The sequence below is a fragment of the Streptomyces sp. NPDC104313 genome, assembly GCF_055583985.1.
This window is the reverse complement of record NZ_JBVJMW010000008.1, coordinates 135,158-151,874: the sequence shown is the minus strand read 5'-3', so window position 1 is coordinate 151,874 and position 16,717 is coordinate 135,158. Positions and strand designations below refer to the sequence as shown.

Here is a 16,717-nt window from a genome sequence, read left to right as displayed (position 1 = left end):
CGGCAGGGCCGAGGTGCGCTCCGGGCCCGGGCCCCGGGCGGCGGATGCGCCCCGGCTCAGGGCCGCCATCGGACGCGGCGTTCCGAGAGGTGCGCCAGCACCGCGTGGTTCGCCTCCCAGCCGTCGGGGAACTTCACCGTGACCCCCAGCTGGACCGGATCGGTGGACGGGTGCTCGTCCAGCAGGTCGGCCACCCCCTCCCGGCACACCACGACGCAGGCGTGCCGGTGCCGCGAGGCCAGCACGCACAGGCGCCCCGTCTCCAGGTGGAACGCGGTCGCGTCGGGCCGCCCCGACAGCGGGTGCAGCACCACCGTGACGTCGAACTCGCGGCCCTGGAGCCGGTTCGCCGTGTCCACCGCGACCCCCGTGACGCCCAGCTCCGTGAGGGCCGCCCGCACCGCCGCCGCCTGGTCCCGGTGGGCCGTGCCGACCGCCACCCGGTCCGCCGTCACCGGCACCGGCCCCTCGGCCCGCTCGCTCGTCGCGACCCCGCCCCGGTCCAGCAGCCGCCGGACCACCAGCGCCACCACCCGTACCGCCTCGGGATCGGTGCGCGGGGTGTGCCGGGCGGGCAGCTCCAGCAGCCCCCACCCGGACTCCGCCGCCTCGTCCAGCACCCGGTCGGGCCCCGACCCGTCCGACGCCACCCCGAAGGAGAGCTTCCGGTCCCCGTGGTCCGTACCGCTGCGGAAGGGCGTGTACGGGTAGAACGCGTGCGACACCAGCGGGGCCGCCGACGCCGGGAGCCGCCACGACACCGGCAGCCGGTGCTGCGGCAGCTCCGGATTGTGCGCGAGCAGCGTGGACACCGCGCTCGCGGAGGGGTCGTAGCTCAGCCCCGCCCACTGGTCCGCGCCGACGATCGAGAACGGGTCCAGCTGGCCCGGGTCCCCGACGAACAGCGCCCGCTCGAACAGCCCGGCCACGGCCAGCAGCGCGTCCGAACGCATCTGGTACGCCTCATCGACGATCGCGTGCCCCCACGGCTCCACGTTCTTCACGTGCGCCCACTTGGCCGCCGTCGAGATCACCACGTCCAGCCCGGCCAGATCCGCCGCCTTCGCCGACTTCCGTACGTTGCCCAGCCCGTCCAGCACCTTGTCGTACGGGTCGGAGTCGTTGCTGTGCAACCGGCCCACCGGCAGCTCCGGGTCCTTCTCCGCGAGCCGCACCACCAGGTCGTCGACCTGGGCGTTGGTCTGCGCGATCACCATCAGCGGATGCCCGGCGGCGGCCAGCTCCAGGGCCGCCCGGACCACCAGCGTCGACTTCCCGGCACCGGGGGGCGAGTCCACGACGATGCCCCGGGCGGTGCCGCGCAGGGTGTCGTCGAGGATCGCGCCGGTCGCCCGCGCCGCCTCCGCACCGGGGTCGAACACAACGGTCACAGCAGATCCTCCGGGGTCACGGGGTCGGGTCGCTCCGCGCGCACGGCGGCGTCCGCGCCCGGCGGGCCGCCGTGGGTCCACGGCGTCTCCTCCGGGTCCGGCAGCTTCGGGCCGCCGCGCTGGTCGTGCTCGAACAGGGTCCAGACGATCCGCTCGCCGGGCTCCGGCACCGAACCGGGCGCGGGCTCCTTGCCCCGGCCCATCCGGTCCAGGATCCGCAGCACCAGCGGGATCTCGCCGTCGTCGGCCGGCGGCCCGTCCGCGTACCGCACGAACTCCGCCGTCTGCGGCTTGCCCTCCAGCGAGCGGTAGACCTTCGTCCCCTCGTCCAGGTGCGGACGCTCGTCCGTGCGGACGGTGACCAGCGGGCGTGGGGAGGGCCGCTTGGACTCGGTGTACGCCATCTCCACCTCGGACACCGTGGCGAGGAACGCCTCGCCCGCCAGCCGTCGTCCCGCCAGCACCAGCGGATCGTCCAGCGCCTCCTGCGCCTCCAGCTGGGCCTGGGCGGTCTCCCGGGAGGCCAGCTTCTGGGCTGCCGTCACCGCGTCGTCGCGGCGTGGCTGCGGCGGCTCGCCCGAACGCACCCGGTCCCGGTGCCCGGTGAACGACCACCGGTCCCGGGTCCAGCGGTCCTCGGCCCGGGCCCCCTCGGGCAGCTCCCGCAGCAGGTCCAGACCCCGCCAGACCGCGTCCCAGGTCGGCAGCATGACCCGCGCCAGCAGCGAGCGGATCTCCCGCTCGGCGCCGCTCAGCTCACCGAGGCGGGCATCGGCGGCGAGGCCGTCCTCGGCGGACGCGAGCGCCGTGCGCGCCCGGTCGTACCGCTCGATCGCCGGGGCGAGGAGGCGGTTGTCGAAGTCCGGGTCGGTGGCCGGACCCGCGGGCGGGCACAGCAGCTGCCCCTCCCCGTCCCGGGCCAGCTCGGCCCGGAACGCGGCCTTCGCCCCCGAGGAGCCGGCCGGCGGGTCGATCCAGGCCAGCAGCGCGCCCAGATGCTGGTCCTCCAGGCTGCTCTGCCCGGTCGCCCAGTGCCGGTTCAGCAGATCCGTGACGGCGGGCAGCAGCGAGGAGCCGGGCACCCGGGCCCGCTCCCCGTAGTGCGTCAGCCAGCGGCCGAGCAGCGGCACCCGCGCCGGGGCCGGATACGGGGTGTCCGGATCGTCCTCGGCGGTACGGCGGAACCGCATGGACCGGCCCAGCAGCCGGACGAACTCGACGCCCGCCCGGCTCGGCACGATCAGCTGGGCGGCGTCGACGCACAGCTCTACCTCGACCTTGGTCTTCTTGCCGGTCGCCGGGTCCGTCTCGTTGCGCTCGGCGGGCTCGACGACGTCCGCGTACCCCTCGATGTGCGGCAGGACCGCCTCCGCCAGCTCGGCCAGGAAGGCGAACCGCAGGTCCCGGTCGCGCGGCTGGGCGACGGCCAGCAGCCGGGGCGCCTGCCGGTCCGTACCGACCAGCGCCCCGAGCGGGGCCCCGGCCTCACCGGCGGTGGTCAACGGCACCAGCACGAGCGGCCGGTCGGTGAGATGACGGTGCCGGACGGTCGCCAGCGGCTGGGCCCGACCGGTGTCGACGGCCTCCAGCCGGGCCAGGGTGGTGATCAGCGACATGCGGCCGCACCCTCCGGCGCTCCCGCGCGCGCGACGCAGGCGGCTTCCGGCACCTCGGAGCGCAGGACGGCGGCACGCTCCAACGCCTCGGAGCGCAGGACGGCGGCCCGGCGCAGCGCGGCGACCGTCGGATCGGCGGGATCGCCCTCCTTGCCCGCCGCGGCGGCCAGCACCCCGGCCACCGTGGTCAGCCCGCCCAGCTCACCGCGCACGCTCCGGCCCAGCGCCTCCACGGCCCCCTCGGCCCGGGACCTCGCCCGGCAGTGGAAGGCCAGCTCGCAGGCGGCCAGGCACTCCGGGGCGTAGGCCGGGGGCACCGCCGCCACGGCGGCGTCCAGCTCCGCCGGCGGGCACGCCGGATCGAACGTCGTCCCCTCCGGCAGCCCCGCCGCAAGGTCCTCGACGCGCGTCAGCCGGGTCAGCTGCCGACGGGTCACGGCGCGCTGCTTGCGTACGTCCACGACGGAGGCGGTCGGCAGGTTCGAGAAGTCCTTGGGGCAGACCAGCAGCACCCGGTGCCCGACCTCCGCACCCTCGGTGACCGCCGCGACCCGCTCCAGCGCCAGCACGTACACCGCGGCCTGCCGGGCGGCGGCGCCGACCTTCGACGGGTCGGCCGACGCGTCGATCATGGGGAACGACTTGATCTCGACGACCGTCCACCGGCCGTCGGGGTGCACCACGACCGCGTCGGGCTCCAGATAGGCGGGGGAGCCCGCCACCTCCAGGGCCAGCATCGGATGGTCCAGCAGCGCCCAGCCGCCCGCCGCCGTGGCCTCCCGCAGGGCGAGCGCGGTGCGCGCGGCGCGTCCCTCGGGACCGGCGGCGCTCAGATCGGGCGTGGCGACGTCCCCGGCGGGGGCCGGCGTGCCCGCGCCGAGCCGCTCGTACAGCAGGCGCAGCAGCTCGGCACCGCCATCGGCCTTGACCTTCGCCTCGAAGGCGTTGCCCCGCATGAAGGCGAACTGGGACTGCCCGAAGGGGGCGGGGGAGCCGAGCGCGGTGGCCAGCACGCCCTTGTCCACCCCGGCGCCGTCCAGCAGGGCCCGCCGCTTGCAGCCGGGATTGGCGGCGAGGGCGGCCAGGGCTCTGGCGTCGAGCGGGTGCGGTGCGACGGAGGGGCCGCGCAGCTCAGCGAGCCGCTGCCGGAGCGTCGTCGACCGAGGCCGCGTCGGCGTCGTCTCGGGCTGCCGTGCCGCCGGCTGCCGGGCCGGGGGGATCTGCGGAGGTGGTCCGCTGGCCGGGGATTCGCTCACCCGGGGAAGTCTTGCATCCGGTACTGACATTCGGGGGCGCAGTCGCGGATACGGACCCGGCGACGGAGCTCCGGCCGCCCCCGCTCCGGCCCGCGAACAGGACGGCGGCCGGCCCGGTGAACCGCGCCGCGCCCCACGTCTTGAACCGGTCGGCGACCCGCATGACGGGCCTGACCAGCAGGGCTCCGGCGCCCATCACCGCGGCGCCCGCGACGGCGTCCAGGAAGTAGTGGTTGGCGGTGCCCATCACGATGATCGTGGTGATCAGCGGATAGGCGATTCCCGCCGCCCGTACGAGGGGATGGCGACCGTGCCGCCACAACAGGATCCCGCACCAGAGGGACCATCCGACGTGCAGGCTGGGCATCGCCGCGTACTGGTTGGTCAGACCGCTCAGCCCGCGCGGGGCGCTCGCCCCCTCGCCCCACCAGCCGTACGCGCTGTACTGCGCCATCGTGTCGACGAAGCCGTGGCTCGCGTCCAGCAGGCGGGGCGGACAGGTCGGCATCAGCGAGAAGCCGACCAGCCCCAGCAGCGTGGAGTTCATCAGCCAGACCCGGGCCGCCCGGTACGCGGCCGATCTGCGTCGGAACATCCATATGAGGACGGCCGGGGTGACCAGGTAGTGCAGGGACGCGTAGGCGAAGTCGGCGGGTATCCCGATCGCCGGAGTGCTGGTGAAGAGACGGTTCAGCGGCTGCTCGGCGTTGAGGTACAGCGCCTGCTCCAGCCGCAGGATCGCCAGGCCGTGGTCGACCGCCGTCGACACATCGCCGCGCACCAGGAGCCGGCCCACCGAATACAGCGCGTACACCACAGCGATCAGTGGCAGCTCCGTCCACCAGCGGGGCCGGTGACCGGTCGCGGGCGGCGCGGTGGCGTGCGGCATCCGTTAGCTCTCCCCATGTTCATGCGGCCGACGATGAACGTTCAACCGTACGGCGGCACGGTGCCGCCGGCTCCCCCGGGGGCCCCTTCCGGACATCCCGTACGCAGAGGCCCCCGCCCCGGTCCGCATCCTCGGCCCGGGGACTGCTCAGGATGGGACGCCCGCACGGCCCGGGAGGTTGCCTTCCGGGCCGGTACGGGATGATGGAAGGCCCCAACAGCACCAACGTTCCAGGGAGAGCCTTCATGGCATCGCGCATCCTGCTCGCCCGGCACGGCCAGACCCAGTGGTCGGTCCGGGGCAACCACACCGGCAGGACGGACATCCCGCTCCTCGACAGCGGGCGCGAGGGCGCGAGGCTGCTCGGCGAGCGGCTGCACCGGGCGCCGTGGGCGGGGCTGCCCGGCGTCGAGGTCCGCACCAGCCCGCTCGTCCGGGCCGCCGAGACCTGCGAACTCGCCGGGTTCGGGAAGCGGGCCGAGCCGTGGGACGCGCTGATGGAATGGGACTACGGGGCGTACGAGGGGCTGACCCCGGCCCAGATCAAGGCGGACCGCCCCGACTGGCTGATCTGGCGCGACGGGGTCCCGGAGGGGGAGTCCGTCGCCGACGTCACGGCCCGCGCGGACAGCATCGTCGCCTGGGCCCGCTCGGCGGACCGGGACGTCCTGGTCTTCGCCCACGGCCACATCCTGCGGGCGCTCGGTGCGCGATGGCTGGGCGAGGACCTGTCCTTCGGCGCCCGCATCCGCCTGGAGCCGACGTCACTGTCGGTCCTGGGCTGGGCGTACGGCCTGCCGGCCGTGGAACGCTGGAACGACACGGGACACCTGGAGCGGTAACCCGAGCCCCCTTCGGGCCTGCCCGGCGGCCGCGCAAGCCCGTCCCGCGGTCCGCGCAAGCCCGTCCGGCGGTCCGCGCAAGCCCGTCCGGCGCTTGAGGACGGAACCCTCTGCCCGGTGGGCGAGGCATTCACGGACCCCGTGGCGCGGGAGACCCATATCCGCACCCGGGAACATGCTGAACGGTTCCGTCCTCAAACGCCGGACGGGCTGGAGTGGCGGCCCGGGACGTGCTCGAACGCCAGGTAGGCCGGGAGGCGCGCCGGACGGGCTGGAGTGGCGGCCCGTGACGTCGTGCTCGAACGCCGGACGGGCTGCCTTGCGCACCCGGCGCATGCTCAAGCGTCCGGCGGTGGGGACTTCTGGTGGCGGGTCAGAAAGCCGGCCACCGTACCCACCCCGGCCCGCGGCTCCAGCACGCGCGCCGCCCCCGCCAGCATCCCCCGGATGCGCGAGGACTGGACCCGGGGCAGCAGGTCGAGCACCTGGTGCCCCGCCGCCGCGGCCTCGTCCACCCGGCCCGCCCGGGCCAGGTCACCCGTGAGCTGGGCCCGGTACAGCGCCAGGTTCCGGGTGAAGTGCGCGTCCTGGAGAGCCGTCGCCCGCCGTCCGTGCCGCGCCGCCCGGGACCAGTCGCCCAGCGCCGACCAGCACTGCGCCTCCAGCAGCTCCAGCTCGGCCTCCCGGAAGAAGCTCATCCACTCCGGATCACCCGCCGCCGTGCCCCGGTCGAACGCCGCACGGGCCCGCCCGATCGCCCGGTCGCACCCCGTCCGGTCCCCGAGCCCCGCCCGGCCTCCCGCCTCCCGCAGCGCGAGCAGCGCCAGCAGCCGGGGGGACCCCAGTGTGCGGGCGGCCCGCTGACCGGCCTCTGCCGCCCGTACCGCCTCCCGGGGCCGCCCCGCGTCCCGGGCCAGGAACGACGTGTTGCAGAACGCGTGCGCCTCCAGCCCCGCGTCCCCGGCCAGCCTCGCCGTGGCCAGCGCCTCCGCGTAGTGCGAGCGGGCGTCGTCGAAGCGGCCCGAGTCGTGGGCCAGCCAGCCCACCGAGATGGCCAGCTCGCCCGCCCCCGCGTGCAGCCGGTCCGCGGTGGCGCGCCGTGCGGTGGTCCCGGAGTCCAGCAGCTCGTACGCCGCGCGCAGCGGCTGGGCGGCCCGTCGGTAGAGCCCGTCCGCGCCGTGCCGGTCGTCCAGCAGCCGGATCTGCCGTACGGCCCTCTCGACGGCGTTCACCTCCGCCTCGCCGACCCGGCGCTGCGCTGGCAGAGAGACCCGGGCGGCGGAGGCGGGCGCCCCGCCGAGACCCAGGGAAGCGGCCGCCACCGTGGCGGTGCCGCTCGTCATGAACACGCGACGCAGCACGTCGCTCTCCTCGGTGGTGATGTCGTCGGTTTCGGTGTCGCGGTGGAGATGGGGGTTGTCATGGAGGTGGGTGGCGTCATGGAGAAGGTGGCCGCGGTGGAGAAGGGGGCCGTGGTCGAGACGGGAGTCGTGGGCGGGAGGGGGAGTGCGGGGGCTGGGAGGTGATGCGGCGGCGGCCGGGGCCGAAGCCGCCGCCCCCGTCGCGGGCGGAGGTTCGGACCCGACCCGGGCGCCCCGCCCCCGTACGCTCTCGCGGGTCGAGAACCCCAGGTCGGCCAGGGACGCCCCGGGGAACAAGTGCAGGAACACGCGTTCGTAGGCGTAGTTGGGGCAGCGGATCTCCCCGGACTCCACGCGCCCGATGTAGCGGGCGTCGCACGCGACCTGCTCCCCGATCTCCCGCGCCGCTCTGCGGACGGTCGCCGCGAACTCTCCGGCGGAACGCTGTCCGCGCAGCTGACGGAAGGCAAGGTTGGGAACTGCCGCTGTCGACACCATGGCCGGCCCCTCTCTGGTGCGGCCGGGGCCCGTGGATCCCGGTGCCCCGGCGGAGCAAGAACGTACCTGCTGTAACGGCTCGCACACACAGCGTTTCGTTGCGAAAGGGGCATAACGCCCTCTATCTGCCATGAACTGCCACCCTTTGCGGCGGTGTGGGCCCGTAGCCCTTGACGCGCCCCCGGCGTTGGTCCATGCGGAGACGGAGCGTGGCTCCGTTCGGCGATGAGAGGAGGGGTTCCCTTGTTGCATCTCGGCAGGGAGACCGGCTCACGGACGACCGCGACGAAACCGATCACCCCGCCGCAGGGGGACCGGTCCTGCGACCTCGTCACGGTCCCGGCGCGGCAGGGGCTCGAGGCCGTCGACATCCTCCGCCGCGGACGGGACCAGGAGCCCGTCGGCCCGGTCCTGCACGACGGCGCCTGCGACACCCTCGGCTTCCTCGTGCCGCCGGGCACCGCCGACGCCTGGGACGTACCGGGCAGCGCCTGTACACGGACCGACGGCCGTGGGCTGCGCATCCCCGCCGAGCCGCCTGTCTCCGGCTCCGGCTGGCTGCTCCCGCCCGCCGAGGACGCCCCGGTCACCGACCCGGCCGTGCTCCGCGCCGCCCTCGACCAGGCCGCCCGGCTGATCGAGGCGGCCGACAACCGCTGCTGAGCCCATAATGGCAGGACGGGCGGAACACCTCCGCGCGGCCGGCGACCCGGGCCCCCACCAGCAAGGATCAGCGAACGTGGCACGTCGAGGAGTGTCGGCCCAGGGCAAGAACAAAGCCGCAGGCAAGAACAGAGCCGCAGGCAAGGACAGGGCCGAAGGCGTGAAGGGGCGTCAGGGTGGTGGCCGGGGATCCGGCCGGGCCGAGCGGGAGTCGGTCTCCCAGCAGGTCGGTGGCGGACTCGCCGAGCTGATACCCGACCGGGAACGCCCGCACGGCTGGACGCTCCTGATCGACGGCGCCCCGCAGTCCCATGTGGACCTCGACGACCCCGCGCACCTCTCGTTCGCCTACCAGCGCCGCCTCGGCCACATCATCGACCTCGCCGCACCCCCGCTCCAGCCGCTGCACGTCCTGCACCTGGGCGGCGGCGCCTTCACCCTCGCCCGCTACACCGCCGCGACCCGCCCCCGCTCCACCCAGCAGATCGTCGAGCTCGACGCGCCCCTCGTGCGGCTCGTCCGCGACCGTCTCCCGCTGGACCCCCAGGCCCGGGTCCGGGTCCGGGCGGCCGACGCCCGCGAAGGGCTCGGCAGGTTCCCGGACGGCTGGGCGGACCTGATCATCGCGGACGTGTTCAGCGGGGCCCGCACCCCCGCCCATCTGACCTCCGCCGAATTCCTCGCGGAGGTGCGCCGGGTGCTGAAGCCCGAAGGGCGGTACGCCGCCAACCTCGCCGACGGTCCCCCGCTCGCCCACCTGCGCGGCCAGGTCGCCACCGCCGCCGCCGTCTTCCCCGAACTGGCCCTGGCCGCCGACCCGGTGGTGTGGCGGGGGCGCCGCTTCGGCAACGCGGTCCTGCTCGCCTCGGCCCTGCCGCTCCCGGTCGCGGAGTTCACCCGGCGGGTGGCGAGCGACCCGCACCCCGGCCGCGTCGAACACGGTCGCGCGCTCACCGACTTCACCGGCGGCGCGACCGTCGTCACCGACGCCGCGGCCAAACCGTCGCCCGCGCCGCCGCCGTCCGTCTTCGACAACCCGTGACCGGCCCCCGTCCTACCCGGATCACGGTTCGACGACCTGCACCGTCGGCGGAGTCCCGTTCCAGGTGCAGAACACCGAGTACGTCTTCCCGTTCTTCCCGCCCCCGTCGCTGAAGTCCACCCGGATCCAGGCGTCGTTCGGCCACACCTGCATCGACCAGCCCGGCTCGGGCGTCGCCGAGACGAGCTTCGCCGAGCGCGTGCCGAGCTCGAACACCACCCGGCCGCCGTCGGTGCGATAGCTCTTCACCTTGCCCGATGCCGACGGCGCGGGCGGCTTCGTCGGTGTGGTCGACGGCGTACGGGAGGGGCGCGCGGCCGACGGCGAGGGGCGCGCCCCACCGGGGCGCGACGAGGCGGAGGGAGAGGGGGAGCGAGAAGGGGAGGGTGAGGTCCGCTGCGTCGAGGAGACGAGCGGCGCCCCGGTGCCCTGCCCGATGCGCTGAGGGAGCCCCGAACCCACCGAGACCGGAACGGCCAGGGGCGGGTCGTAGGCCGTCTCGGTCATGACCGTGTGCACACCCCACCACGAGAGCGTGACCGCCGCGCCGGTGGCGAGCAACCACGCCAGCGCGTGTACGAGTCCTCGTTGCATCGGGACATCCTGCACCACCCGCCCCGTCCGGGCCTGTTCGGGCCTGTCCCGGCCCGCCCGGCTCTTCCCCGGGCCGCGAACAAACCGTCCTTCTCCAGCCTTTGCGGGGGATTCCGGCGGGACCAGGACCGGGCCCGCCGGCATGGCGTACGGTGCCGCCCATGGCAAGTGTGCTCGTGGTCGAGGACGACCAGTTCGTACGTTCCGCCCTCATCCGGCACCTGAGTGAGGCCTCCCACACGGTACGGAGCGTGGGCACCGCGCTCGAAGCGCTGCGCGAGGTCGCGCACTTCCGCTTCGACGTGGTCATACTCGACCTCGGGCTGCCCGACCTGGACGGCGCCGAGGCGCTGAAGATGCTGCGGTCCATCACCGACGTGCCCGTGATCATCGCCACCGCCCGGGACGACGAGAGCGAGATCGTCCGGCTGCTCAACGACGGCGCCGACGACTATCTGACGAAGCCGTTCTCCGTCGAGCACCTCTCCGCCCGGATGGCCGCCGTGCTGCGCCGCTCGCGCGCCGCCGGTGGCGAGGCTCCGCCGCCCGGGGTCATCCGCGTCGGCGGGCTCTCCATCGACCCGCTGCGTCGCAGCGCCGAGCTCGACGGAGCCGAACTCGACCTCACGCGCCGCGAGTTCGACCTGCTCGCCTTCCTGGCCGGACGGCCCGGTGTGGTCGTCGCCCGCAAGGAGCTGCTGGCCGAGGTCTGGCAGCAGTCCTACGGCGACGACCAGACCATCGACGTCCATCTGTCCTGGCTGCGTCGCAAGCTCGGCGAGACCGCCGCCCGGCCGCGCTATCTGCACACGCTGCGCGGCGTCGGCGTGAAACTCCAGCCGCCGGCCGACGTCCCGGCCGATACGCCGGTCACGGAGCCGCCCGCATGAGATGGGCCCTGGTCAAGGTCTGCCTGGCGGTCACCGCCATGGTCGTCATCGCCTTCGCCGTGCCGCTCGGACTCGTCGTCCGGGAGATGGCCGGCGACCGGGCGTTCTCCGACGCCGAACGCCAGGCCGCGATGATCGCCCCGACGCTCTCCATCACCACCGACCGCGAGGAGCTGACCCGGGCCGTCCTGTCCACCGAACCGGGTGACCGGGGACGCCTCGCCGTCCACGTCCCCGCCGAGGGAGGGCCCCTGGACATCGGCGCCCGGCGCGCCACCCCCAAGGACGTGGCGACCGTGCGCAAGGCCGGGCGCGCCTCCATCACCGAGGTCGCCGGCGGCTTCGCGCTCCTTCAGCCGACCGCACTGGGCACCGGGGACATCGCCGTCGTGGAGGTGTTCGTCCCCGAGGGCGAGGTCTCCCACGGGGTCACCACCGCCTGGCTGACGCTGGCGGGCGTCGGTGTCGCGCTGATCGTCGGCTCGGTCGCGGTCGCCGACCGGCTCGGCGTCCGGATGGTGCGGCCCGCCCAGCGCCTCGCGGGCGCCGCCCAGGACCTGGGGGAAGGGCGTCTGGGCACCCGGGTCCCCGAGGACGGCCCCACCGAACTACGGTCCGCCGCCGTCGCGTTCAACTCCATGGCCGACCAGGTCGTCCAACTCCTGGCCAACGAGCGCGAGCTGGCCGCCGACCTCTCGCACCGGCTGCGCACCCCCCTCACCGTGCTCCGGCTGAACGCCGCGTCCCTCGGCGAGGGCCCGGCGGCCGAGCAGACCCGGGCGGCGGTCCTGCAGTTGGAGCACGAGGTCGACACGATCATCCGCACCGCCCGCGAGCAGCGCCCGCAGGCCCAGGGCGGGCAGCAGACGGGGGCGGGCTGCGACGCCTCCGAAGTGATCCGCGAACGCATGGGTTTCTGGTCGGCGCTCGCGGAGGACGAGGGCCGCGAGGTGCGCCTCGCGGGAGTCGACCGTACGGTGCGCATCCCCGTGGCCCGGCCCGAACTGGCCGCCGCCCTGGACGCGTTGCTCGGCAACGTCTTCCGCCATACCCCCGAGGGCACCGCCTTCTCCGTCGACGTTCACCACAGCGGCGACGCGGTCATCGTGCTCGTCTCCGACGCCGGCCCGGGGATCTCCGACCCGAAGGCCGCCCTGGCCCGGGGGGCCAGCGGGCGCGACGCGGCGAGCGGGTCCGTCGGCTCCACCGGCCTCGGCCTCGACATCGTGCGCCGGGTCGCCGAGTCCACCGGCGGCGACCTGCGCATCGGCCGGTCCGTCCTCGGCGGCACGGAGGTCCGGATCTGGATCGGCCTGTACGGCAGCCGCCCCGAGCGCGCCCGGCGCGGGCACGGCCGGCGGGTCGGCCGCCGGACCGGCTGGCGGCGGCGCAAGGAGCCCCGGACCACGACCGGCCCCGGGGCCCAGCATTAACCCGCGCCGATGGGTTCCTTAAGCCCGCCCTAAGAACACCGGCCGCGGTCCGTAACGCCCCCTTTGTTCGTTGCGTTGCCGCTAGCGTGCTCGTTGTACCTCCTCGTCGGCGGTACAGACCCCCACGCCGGCCCCGCCGCCACCGGTCGCCCCGGTGGCGGTGGGGAACCCGGCGCCCAGTAGCCCGAACGCCCCCTCAGGCCACCTGACCGCACCTGTGCCCCCTCACCGCGCGCCCCGGCCGTACCCCACCCCACCCCCGGCCGGGGCGCGCACCCTACCCGGCCTGAGCCCGCCACTCCCGCGCGTACGCGTCGAAGATCGCCCGCAGATGGTGGCCGATCTTCAGGTAGTCCAGATCGTCCAGGTTGGCCAGTGACACCCGCACCGACCACTGAGGGCCGTCGAAGCCACCGCCGTTGAGCAGCACCACCGACGTCTGTTCGGCCAGCCGGAACAGGGGGTCGACCGGCTCGTAGTTCTTCTCCAGGAAGTCGGCGAACGGCTTTCCGTGCACGCGCTCGGCCTCGGCCAGCAGATCCAGTTCGATGTAGTACGCGGCCCGCTTCGAGTCCTCCGAGATCTTCATCTGCACGCCCTCCAGCAGGAGTTCGAGCCGTTGCCGGACGATCGCCCGGATCCGGTGCTTGTACGCCTGGCCCTCGTCCAACATGTCGAACAGGGAGAACAGCGCCATCATCACCTGCTGCGGCAGCGAGAGACCCGCCGTGTGGTTCAGCGCCACCTGCCGGGAGTCCGCTACCAGCCGGTCGATGAACCGGATCTTCTCCGGCTCCAACGACAGCGTCCCGTAACGCTTGTCGAGGCGGTCCTTCTGCGCCCGGTCCTGCTCCGCCAGCATCGCGTCGATGACGTTGTCGTCGTGCAGCGCGATCACCCCGAGCCGCCAGCCGGTCGCCCCGTAGTGCTTGGAGTAGGAGTAGACGAGGAGCGTGTTCCGCGGCAGGTCGGCCGCGAGCGAGCGGAACCCCTCCACGAAGGTCCCGTACACGTCGTCGGTCACGATGATCAGGTTCGGGTTCCGCTCGCCGACGATGGACACGATCTGCTCGGTGACCCGGGTGGAGAGCGCGAGGGAGGGCGGGTTGCTCGGGTTCACGCAGCACACCAGCTTCACCGAGGGGTCGGCCAGCTTGGCGATCTCCTCCTCCGGGTAGCGCCACTGCCGCACCCCGGTCTCCGTGAACAGGTTCGCCTCCACCCGCACCACGTCGAAGTCGTACGTGTCCAGCTCCGGGATCTCCAGGTACGGGGTGAACACCGGAACCATCAGGGCGATCCGGTCGCCCTTCCTCAGGATCCCGTTCTTCATCAGCGAGTCGAAGATGTAGCACATCGCGGCCGTGCCGCCCTCGGTCGCGAACAGGCTCAACGTCTGCCCCTCCGGCGGCCGGTGGTCGAACATCTCGTCCGCGACGTAGCCGCGCACGATCTGCTCGGTGTGGTGCAGGATCCGGTCCGGGACGGGGTAGTTGTCGCCGATCGAGGAGTCCGCCAGCTCGTGCACGAACGCGTCCCGGTCGAAACCGAACCGCTTCACCCCCAGGTCCACGCTCGCCTTCAACAGCTCGATGCCCGGCAGCTCCGGGTGCGTACGGACGAAGTGCTCGAAACGCTCCGCACACCCCGACTGCTCCGGCATGCCTCCCAGGTTGTCGGCCGTCCATACCCGCCGGGACTCCGACAGTGCGAAGTAGCCGAGCGCGTGGTACGCCTCGCGGGGCCCCGTGGCCACCCAGTTCGGGTTGCCGCGGCCCGCGTTCAGCATCGTCCGGGTCGACTGGCCCTTCTGCCCCGGACGATCGCTCTGCGCGTCCGTCGCGATCTGGATGAACTTGTCCTTCAGCTCGAAGGGGGAGAGCTGGGCGAACGACCGGATCTCTTCACGGCCGATGCTGGTCTTGGGCATGGTGGTGTCCACTCCGTAACGGGTCAGTGGTTCAGCAGGACGATCGCGGCGCCCCACACCGTCAGCGGGACGTCGCCGACGGCGTACGGGATGGTGTAGCCGAGGGTGGGGATCTGGGACTTCGAGGTCTCGTTGACGGCGCCGATGGCCGCCCTGGTGGTCCGGCCGCCCGCCGGGACGCCCATCAGGATCGGGATGCGGATCTTCCGCACGTGGTGCCTGACCGGGAACCCGAGGTGCAGCGGTACGACGGCGGCGACCGCGCCGAGGAGCAGCGGCCCCCGGCCGGCCGAGGACAGCCCGCTGGTGAAGCCCGGCCCGGCGTTGATGCCGACGACGGCGACGAACACACAGAGTCCGAGCGTGTCCATGAGCCACTGCGCGCCGGGCGGCACGTTCCCGTACGTCGGGTACGTGCCGCGGATCCCGCCGAGGACGAGCAGTTCGGGGTGGGGCGGGGAGGTGTTCCGGTTCAGGAAGCCGATCACATCAGGCCCCCAGGACGCCGACGAGGATGGGCCCGGTCAGCGGCAGCAGGAAGTTGGAGAGCGTGTACGTGATCGTGTAGCCGAGAAGCGGTACGGAGCTCTGGGCCACCTGGGTGATGGAGGTGATCGCCGGGGTCGAGCACTGCTGTCCGGCGATCGCGCCGATCAGCAGCGGCTTCTCGATCTTCAACAGCTTGCGCCCGACGACCAGTGAGATCGTCGCCGGAACCAGCACCATGGCGATGCCCGCGAACGGCAGCAGCGCCCCGTACTCCTTCAGCAGCGGCCAGGCCTGGGGCCCCGCCGCCAGTCCCGTACAGGCGATGAAGACGGCCAGGCCCATGTCCTTGAGCGTGGTCGCGGCCTGCGGCGGGAACGCGCCGAAGGTCTGGCTGCGGGAGCGGAACCAGCCGAAGACCAGGCCGGAGATCAGACAGCCGCCGCCGGTGCCGAGCGACATCGGGATGTCCCCGAACTTGACGACGATCTGGCCGAGCAGGGAGCCCGCCACGATGCCGAAGCCGAGGTAGATGAAGTCGGTGGCGTCGTTCTTCACCACCGCGCCGAGCTTGGCGACGAGCCTGTTCAGCCCGCCCCGGGCGCCGACCAGGGTGAGCACGTCGCCCCGGGCGAGGACCGTCTCCCCGCTGGCGGGCAGGTGCTGGTCGTTGCGCAGCACGTCGGTGACGTAGACGCCGTCCTTGCGGAACTCCGGGTGGCGCTTCTCCAGCCGGTCGATGGTCGAGCCGATCGTCTCCTTCTCGGTGACGGCGACCTGACTGGTGGCCAGCGGGGTGTCGAGTCCCGGCACGGCCGGGGTCTCCGGGCCGATCTCCCGGCCCGCCTCGATGATGGCCGCCCGCTCCCCGACCACCTGGATCAGGTCGCTGAGCGTCAGCTCAAGGCCGGGGGAGGGCGTCAGCAGCTTGCTGCCGCGTTTGACGCCCTCGACGGTGATCCGGCCGCCCATGGCGCTCTGGAGACCACCGACGGTCCGCCCGTCCGCCCGCGTCACCAGATAGGTGCGGCCGACCATGCCGGGCAGCGCGTCGCGCTCGTCGGACTCCAGCCCGCCCTGGCCGCCGCGCATCTTCTCCCACAGCTCGCGGGAGGCGTCCGCCAGGTTGATGCGGAGCAGCATCGGCATGATCTGGCTGGTGTAGAGCACGATGGTGATCAGGCCGAACAGGTAGCAGACCGTGTACGCGGTGGCGACGTGCCCCTGGTACTCGTTGATCTGCGCGGAGGTCAGGTTCTCCAGCTTGCCGATGGCCTCGGTCGCCGTGCCCACGACGGCGGACTCGGTGGCCGCTCCCGCGAGGATGCCGGATGCCGTGCCGACGTCCAGGTCGAAGGCCTTGGCGAGCCCGAAGGCGATGCCGAGGACGCAGACCAGCTCGATCAGACAGAGCGTGAAGAAGCGCAGGCTCTTGCGGTTGAGGTTGGCGAAGAACTGCGGCCCGGCCATGTAGCCGAGCGAGAAGATGAACAGCGCGAAGAAGACCGTCTTGACGTCGTCGTCGACGCTGACGTGCCGGGTGCCGAGCAGCAGCGACACGATCAGGGTGCCGCAGATGCCGCCGAGCGTGATCGGGCCGACGCGGAGCTTGCCGACGAGGTAGCCGACCGCGAGGCAGAAGAAGAGGGCCAGTTCGGGATGGTCGCGAAAGATACCCATCCCGCCTCACCCACCGGGGCTGGTGTCGGTGACCAGGATGATCGAAAGGTGCATAAGGGAGAAATTAACAGGGGTGGGCCGCTCTGGCGGCTCACCCGGCCCGGCCCGGCCCCGTTCACCTTCCGACGGGAGGGTGGCCCAACGCC

General features: G+C 73.3%; 13 protein-coding genes and 1 pseudogene. 5 read left to right on the top strand and 9 right to left on the bottom strand.

The genetic code is table 11. From position 1 onward, the window contains the following. Nucleotides 1-56: 56 nt before the first annotated feature. From ACZ60Q_RS20420 to ACZ60Q_RS20405, 4 genes are all read right to left on the bottom strand, one after another. Entirely contained in the window at nucleotides 57-1,391 is a 1,335-nt protein-coding gene (locus ACZ60Q_RS20420) for an AAA domain-containing protein (protein WP_469636288.1), read from the bottom strand. Next, nucleotides 1,388-3,007 (bottom strand): hypothetical protein, encoded by a 1,620-nt coding sequence (locus ACZ60Q_RS20415; RefSeq protein ID WP_469636285.1) that lies wholly within the window; start codon nucleotides 3,005-3,007, stop codon nucleotides 1,388-1,390. Before ACZ60Q_RS20415 ends, ACZ60Q_RS20420 begins: the two co-directional genes overlap by 4 nt. After that, nucleotides 2,998-4,032 carry a hypothetical protein gene (locus tag ACZ60Q_RS20410; RefSeq protein ID WP_469636805.1) on the bottom strand — a complete coding sequence of 345 codons (1,035 nt, stop codon included), beginning with the start codon at nucleotides 4,030-4,032 and terminating at the stop codon, nucleotides 2,998-3,000. Before ACZ60Q_RS20410 ends, ACZ60Q_RS20415 begins: the two co-directional genes overlap by 10 nt. A gap of 106 nt (nucleotides 4,033-4,138) precedes the next feature. Further along, nucleotides 4,139-5,152: a phosphatase PAP2 family protein gene (locus ACZ60Q_RS20405; protein WP_469636282.1), complete on the bottom strand. Its 1,014-nt coding sequence runs from the start codon at nucleotides 5,150-5,152 to the stop codon at nucleotides 4,139-4,141. A gap of 245 nt (nucleotides 5,153-5,397) precedes the next feature. Between ACZ60Q_RS20405 and ACZ60Q_RS20400 the strand changes: the two genes are divergently transcribed. Beyond that, nucleotides 5,398-5,994, top strand: coding sequence for a histidine phosphatase family protein (locus ACZ60Q_RS20400; RefSeq protein ID WP_469636279.1), 597 nt, complete (start codon nucleotides 5,398-5,400; stop codon nucleotides 5,992-5,994). A gap of 338 nt (nucleotides 5,995-6,332) precedes the next feature. Here ACZ60Q_RS20400 and ACZ60Q_RS20395 read toward each other — a convergent pair whose 3' ends face one another. Further along, entirely contained in the window at nucleotides 6,333-7,853 is a 1,521-nt protein-coding gene (locus ACZ60Q_RS20395) for a tetratricopeptide repeat protein (protein ID WP_469636276.1), read from the bottom strand. A 225-nt stretch (nucleotides 7,854-8,078) separates the two neighbouring features. On the opposite strand from ACZ60Q_RS20395, the gene ACZ60Q_RS20390 reads away from it, so the two are divergent. Beyond that, nucleotides 8,079-8,516, top strand: coding sequence for a hypothetical protein (locus ACZ60Q_RS20390; protein ID WP_469636273.1), 438 nt, complete (start codon nucleotides 8,079-8,081; stop codon nucleotides 8,514-8,516). A 76-nt stretch (nucleotides 8,517-8,592) separates the two neighbouring features. Continuing rightward, nucleotides 8,593-9,558, top strand: coding sequence for a spermidine synthase (locus tag ACZ60Q_RS20385; protein WP_469636271.1), 966 nt, complete (start codon nucleotides 8,593-8,595; stop codon nucleotides 9,556-9,558). Between the two features lie 21 nt (nucleotides 9,559-9,579). Here ACZ60Q_RS20385 and ACZ60Q_RS20380 read toward each other — a convergent pair whose 3' ends face one another. After that, on the bottom strand, nucleotides 9,580-10,152 hold the full coding sequence (locus tag ACZ60Q_RS20380; protein ID WP_469636268.1) for a hypothetical protein: 573 nt from the start codon (nucleotides 10,150-10,152) through the stop codon (nucleotides 9,580-9,582). A 161-nt stretch (nucleotides 10,153-10,313) separates the two neighbouring features. Here ACZ60Q_RS20380 and ACZ60Q_RS20375 point away from each other — a divergent pair, with 161 nt between their 5' ends. Together ACZ60Q_RS20375 and ACZ60Q_RS20370 are read left to right on the top strand one after the other, a co-directional pair. Further along, entirely contained in the window at nucleotides 10,314-11,042 is a 729-nt protein-coding gene (locus ACZ60Q_RS20375; RefSeq protein ID WP_469636266.1) for a response regulator transcription factor, read from the top strand. After that, nucleotides 11,039-12,475, top strand: a complete 1,437-nt coding sequence (locus ACZ60Q_RS20370; protein WP_469636263.1) for a sensor histidine kinase — start codon at nucleotides 11,039-11,041, stop codon at nucleotides 12,473-12,475. The genes ACZ60Q_RS20375 and ACZ60Q_RS20370 overlap by 4 nt, the downstream gene beginning before the upstream one ends. Before the next feature lie 277 nt (nucleotides 12,476-12,752). Here the strand turns inward: ACZ60Q_RS20370 and ACZ60Q_RS20365 are convergent, their stop codons facing one another. The 3 genes and pseudogenes from ACZ60Q_RS20365 to aspT form a co-directional block, all read right to left on the bottom strand. Next, nucleotides 12,753-14,405 carry a bifunctional aspartate transaminase/aspartate 4-decarboxylase gene (locus tag ACZ60Q_RS20365; RefSeq protein WP_469636260.1) on the bottom strand — a complete coding sequence of 551 codons (1,653 nt, stop codon included), beginning with the start codon at nucleotides 14,403-14,405 and terminating at the stop codon, nucleotides 12,753-12,755. A 23-nt stretch (nucleotides 14,406-14,428) separates the two neighbouring features. Then, nucleotides 14,429-14,845: pseudogene (locus ACZ60Q_RS20360) on the bottom strand (aspartate-alanine antiporter-like transporter); the annotation flags it as partial. 49 nt (nucleotides 14,846-14,894) lie between these two features. Continuing rightward, nucleotides 14,895-16,571, bottom strand: coding sequence for an aspartate-alanine antiporter (aspT, locus tag ACZ60Q_RS20355; RefSeq protein WP_469636257.1), 1,677 nt, complete (start codon nucleotides 16,569-16,571; stop codon nucleotides 14,895-14,897). Nucleotides 16,572-16,717: the final 146 nt, after the last annotated feature.

What these genes read in the sequence shown, in the direction of transcription:
- ACZ60Q_RS20415 (WP_469636285.1), bottom strand. Translation starts at nt 3,007, where the DNA reads ATGTCGCTGATCACCACCCTGGCCCGGCTGGAGGCCGTCGACACCGGT.
- ACZ60Q_RS20405 (WP_469636282.1), bottom strand. Translation starts at nt 5,152, where the DNA reads ATGCCGCACGCCACCGCGCCGCCCGCGACCGGTCACCGGCCCCGCTGG.
- ACZ60Q_RS20400 (WP_469636279.1), top strand. Translation starts at nt 5,398, where the DNA reads ATGGCATCGCGCATCCTGCTCGCCCGGCACGGCCAGACCCAGTGGTCG.
- ACZ60Q_RS20395 (WP_469636276.1), bottom strand. Translation starts at nt 7,853, where the DNA reads ATGGTGTCGACAGCGGCAGTTCCCAACCTTGCCTTCCGTCAGCTGCGC.
- ACZ60Q_RS20390 (WP_469636273.1), top strand. Translation starts at nt 8,079, where the DNA reads ATGAGAGGAGGGGTTCCCTTGTTGCATCTCGGCAGGGAGACCGGCTCA.
- ACZ60Q_RS20380 (WP_469636268.1), bottom strand. Translation starts at nt 10,152, where the DNA reads ATGCAACGAGGACTCGTACACGCGCTGGCGTGGTTGCTCGCCACCGGC.
- ACZ60Q_RS20375 (WP_469636266.1), top strand. Translation starts at nt 10,314, where the DNA reads ATGGCAAGTGTGCTCGTGGTCGAGGACGACCAGTTCGTACGTTCCGCC.
- ACZ60Q_RS20370 (WP_469636263.1), top strand. Translation starts at nt 11,039, where the DNA reads ATGAGATGGGCCCTGGTCAAGGTCTGCCTGGCGGTCACCGCCATGGTC.
- ACZ60Q_RS20365 (WP_469636260.1), bottom strand. Translation starts at nt 14,405, where the DNA reads ATGCCCAAGACCAGCATCGGCCGTGAAGAGATCCGGTCGTTCGCCCAG.
- aspT (WP_469636257.1), bottom strand. Translation starts at nt 16,571, where the DNA reads ATGGGTATCTTTCGCGACCATCCCGAACTGGCCCTCTTCTTCTGCCTC.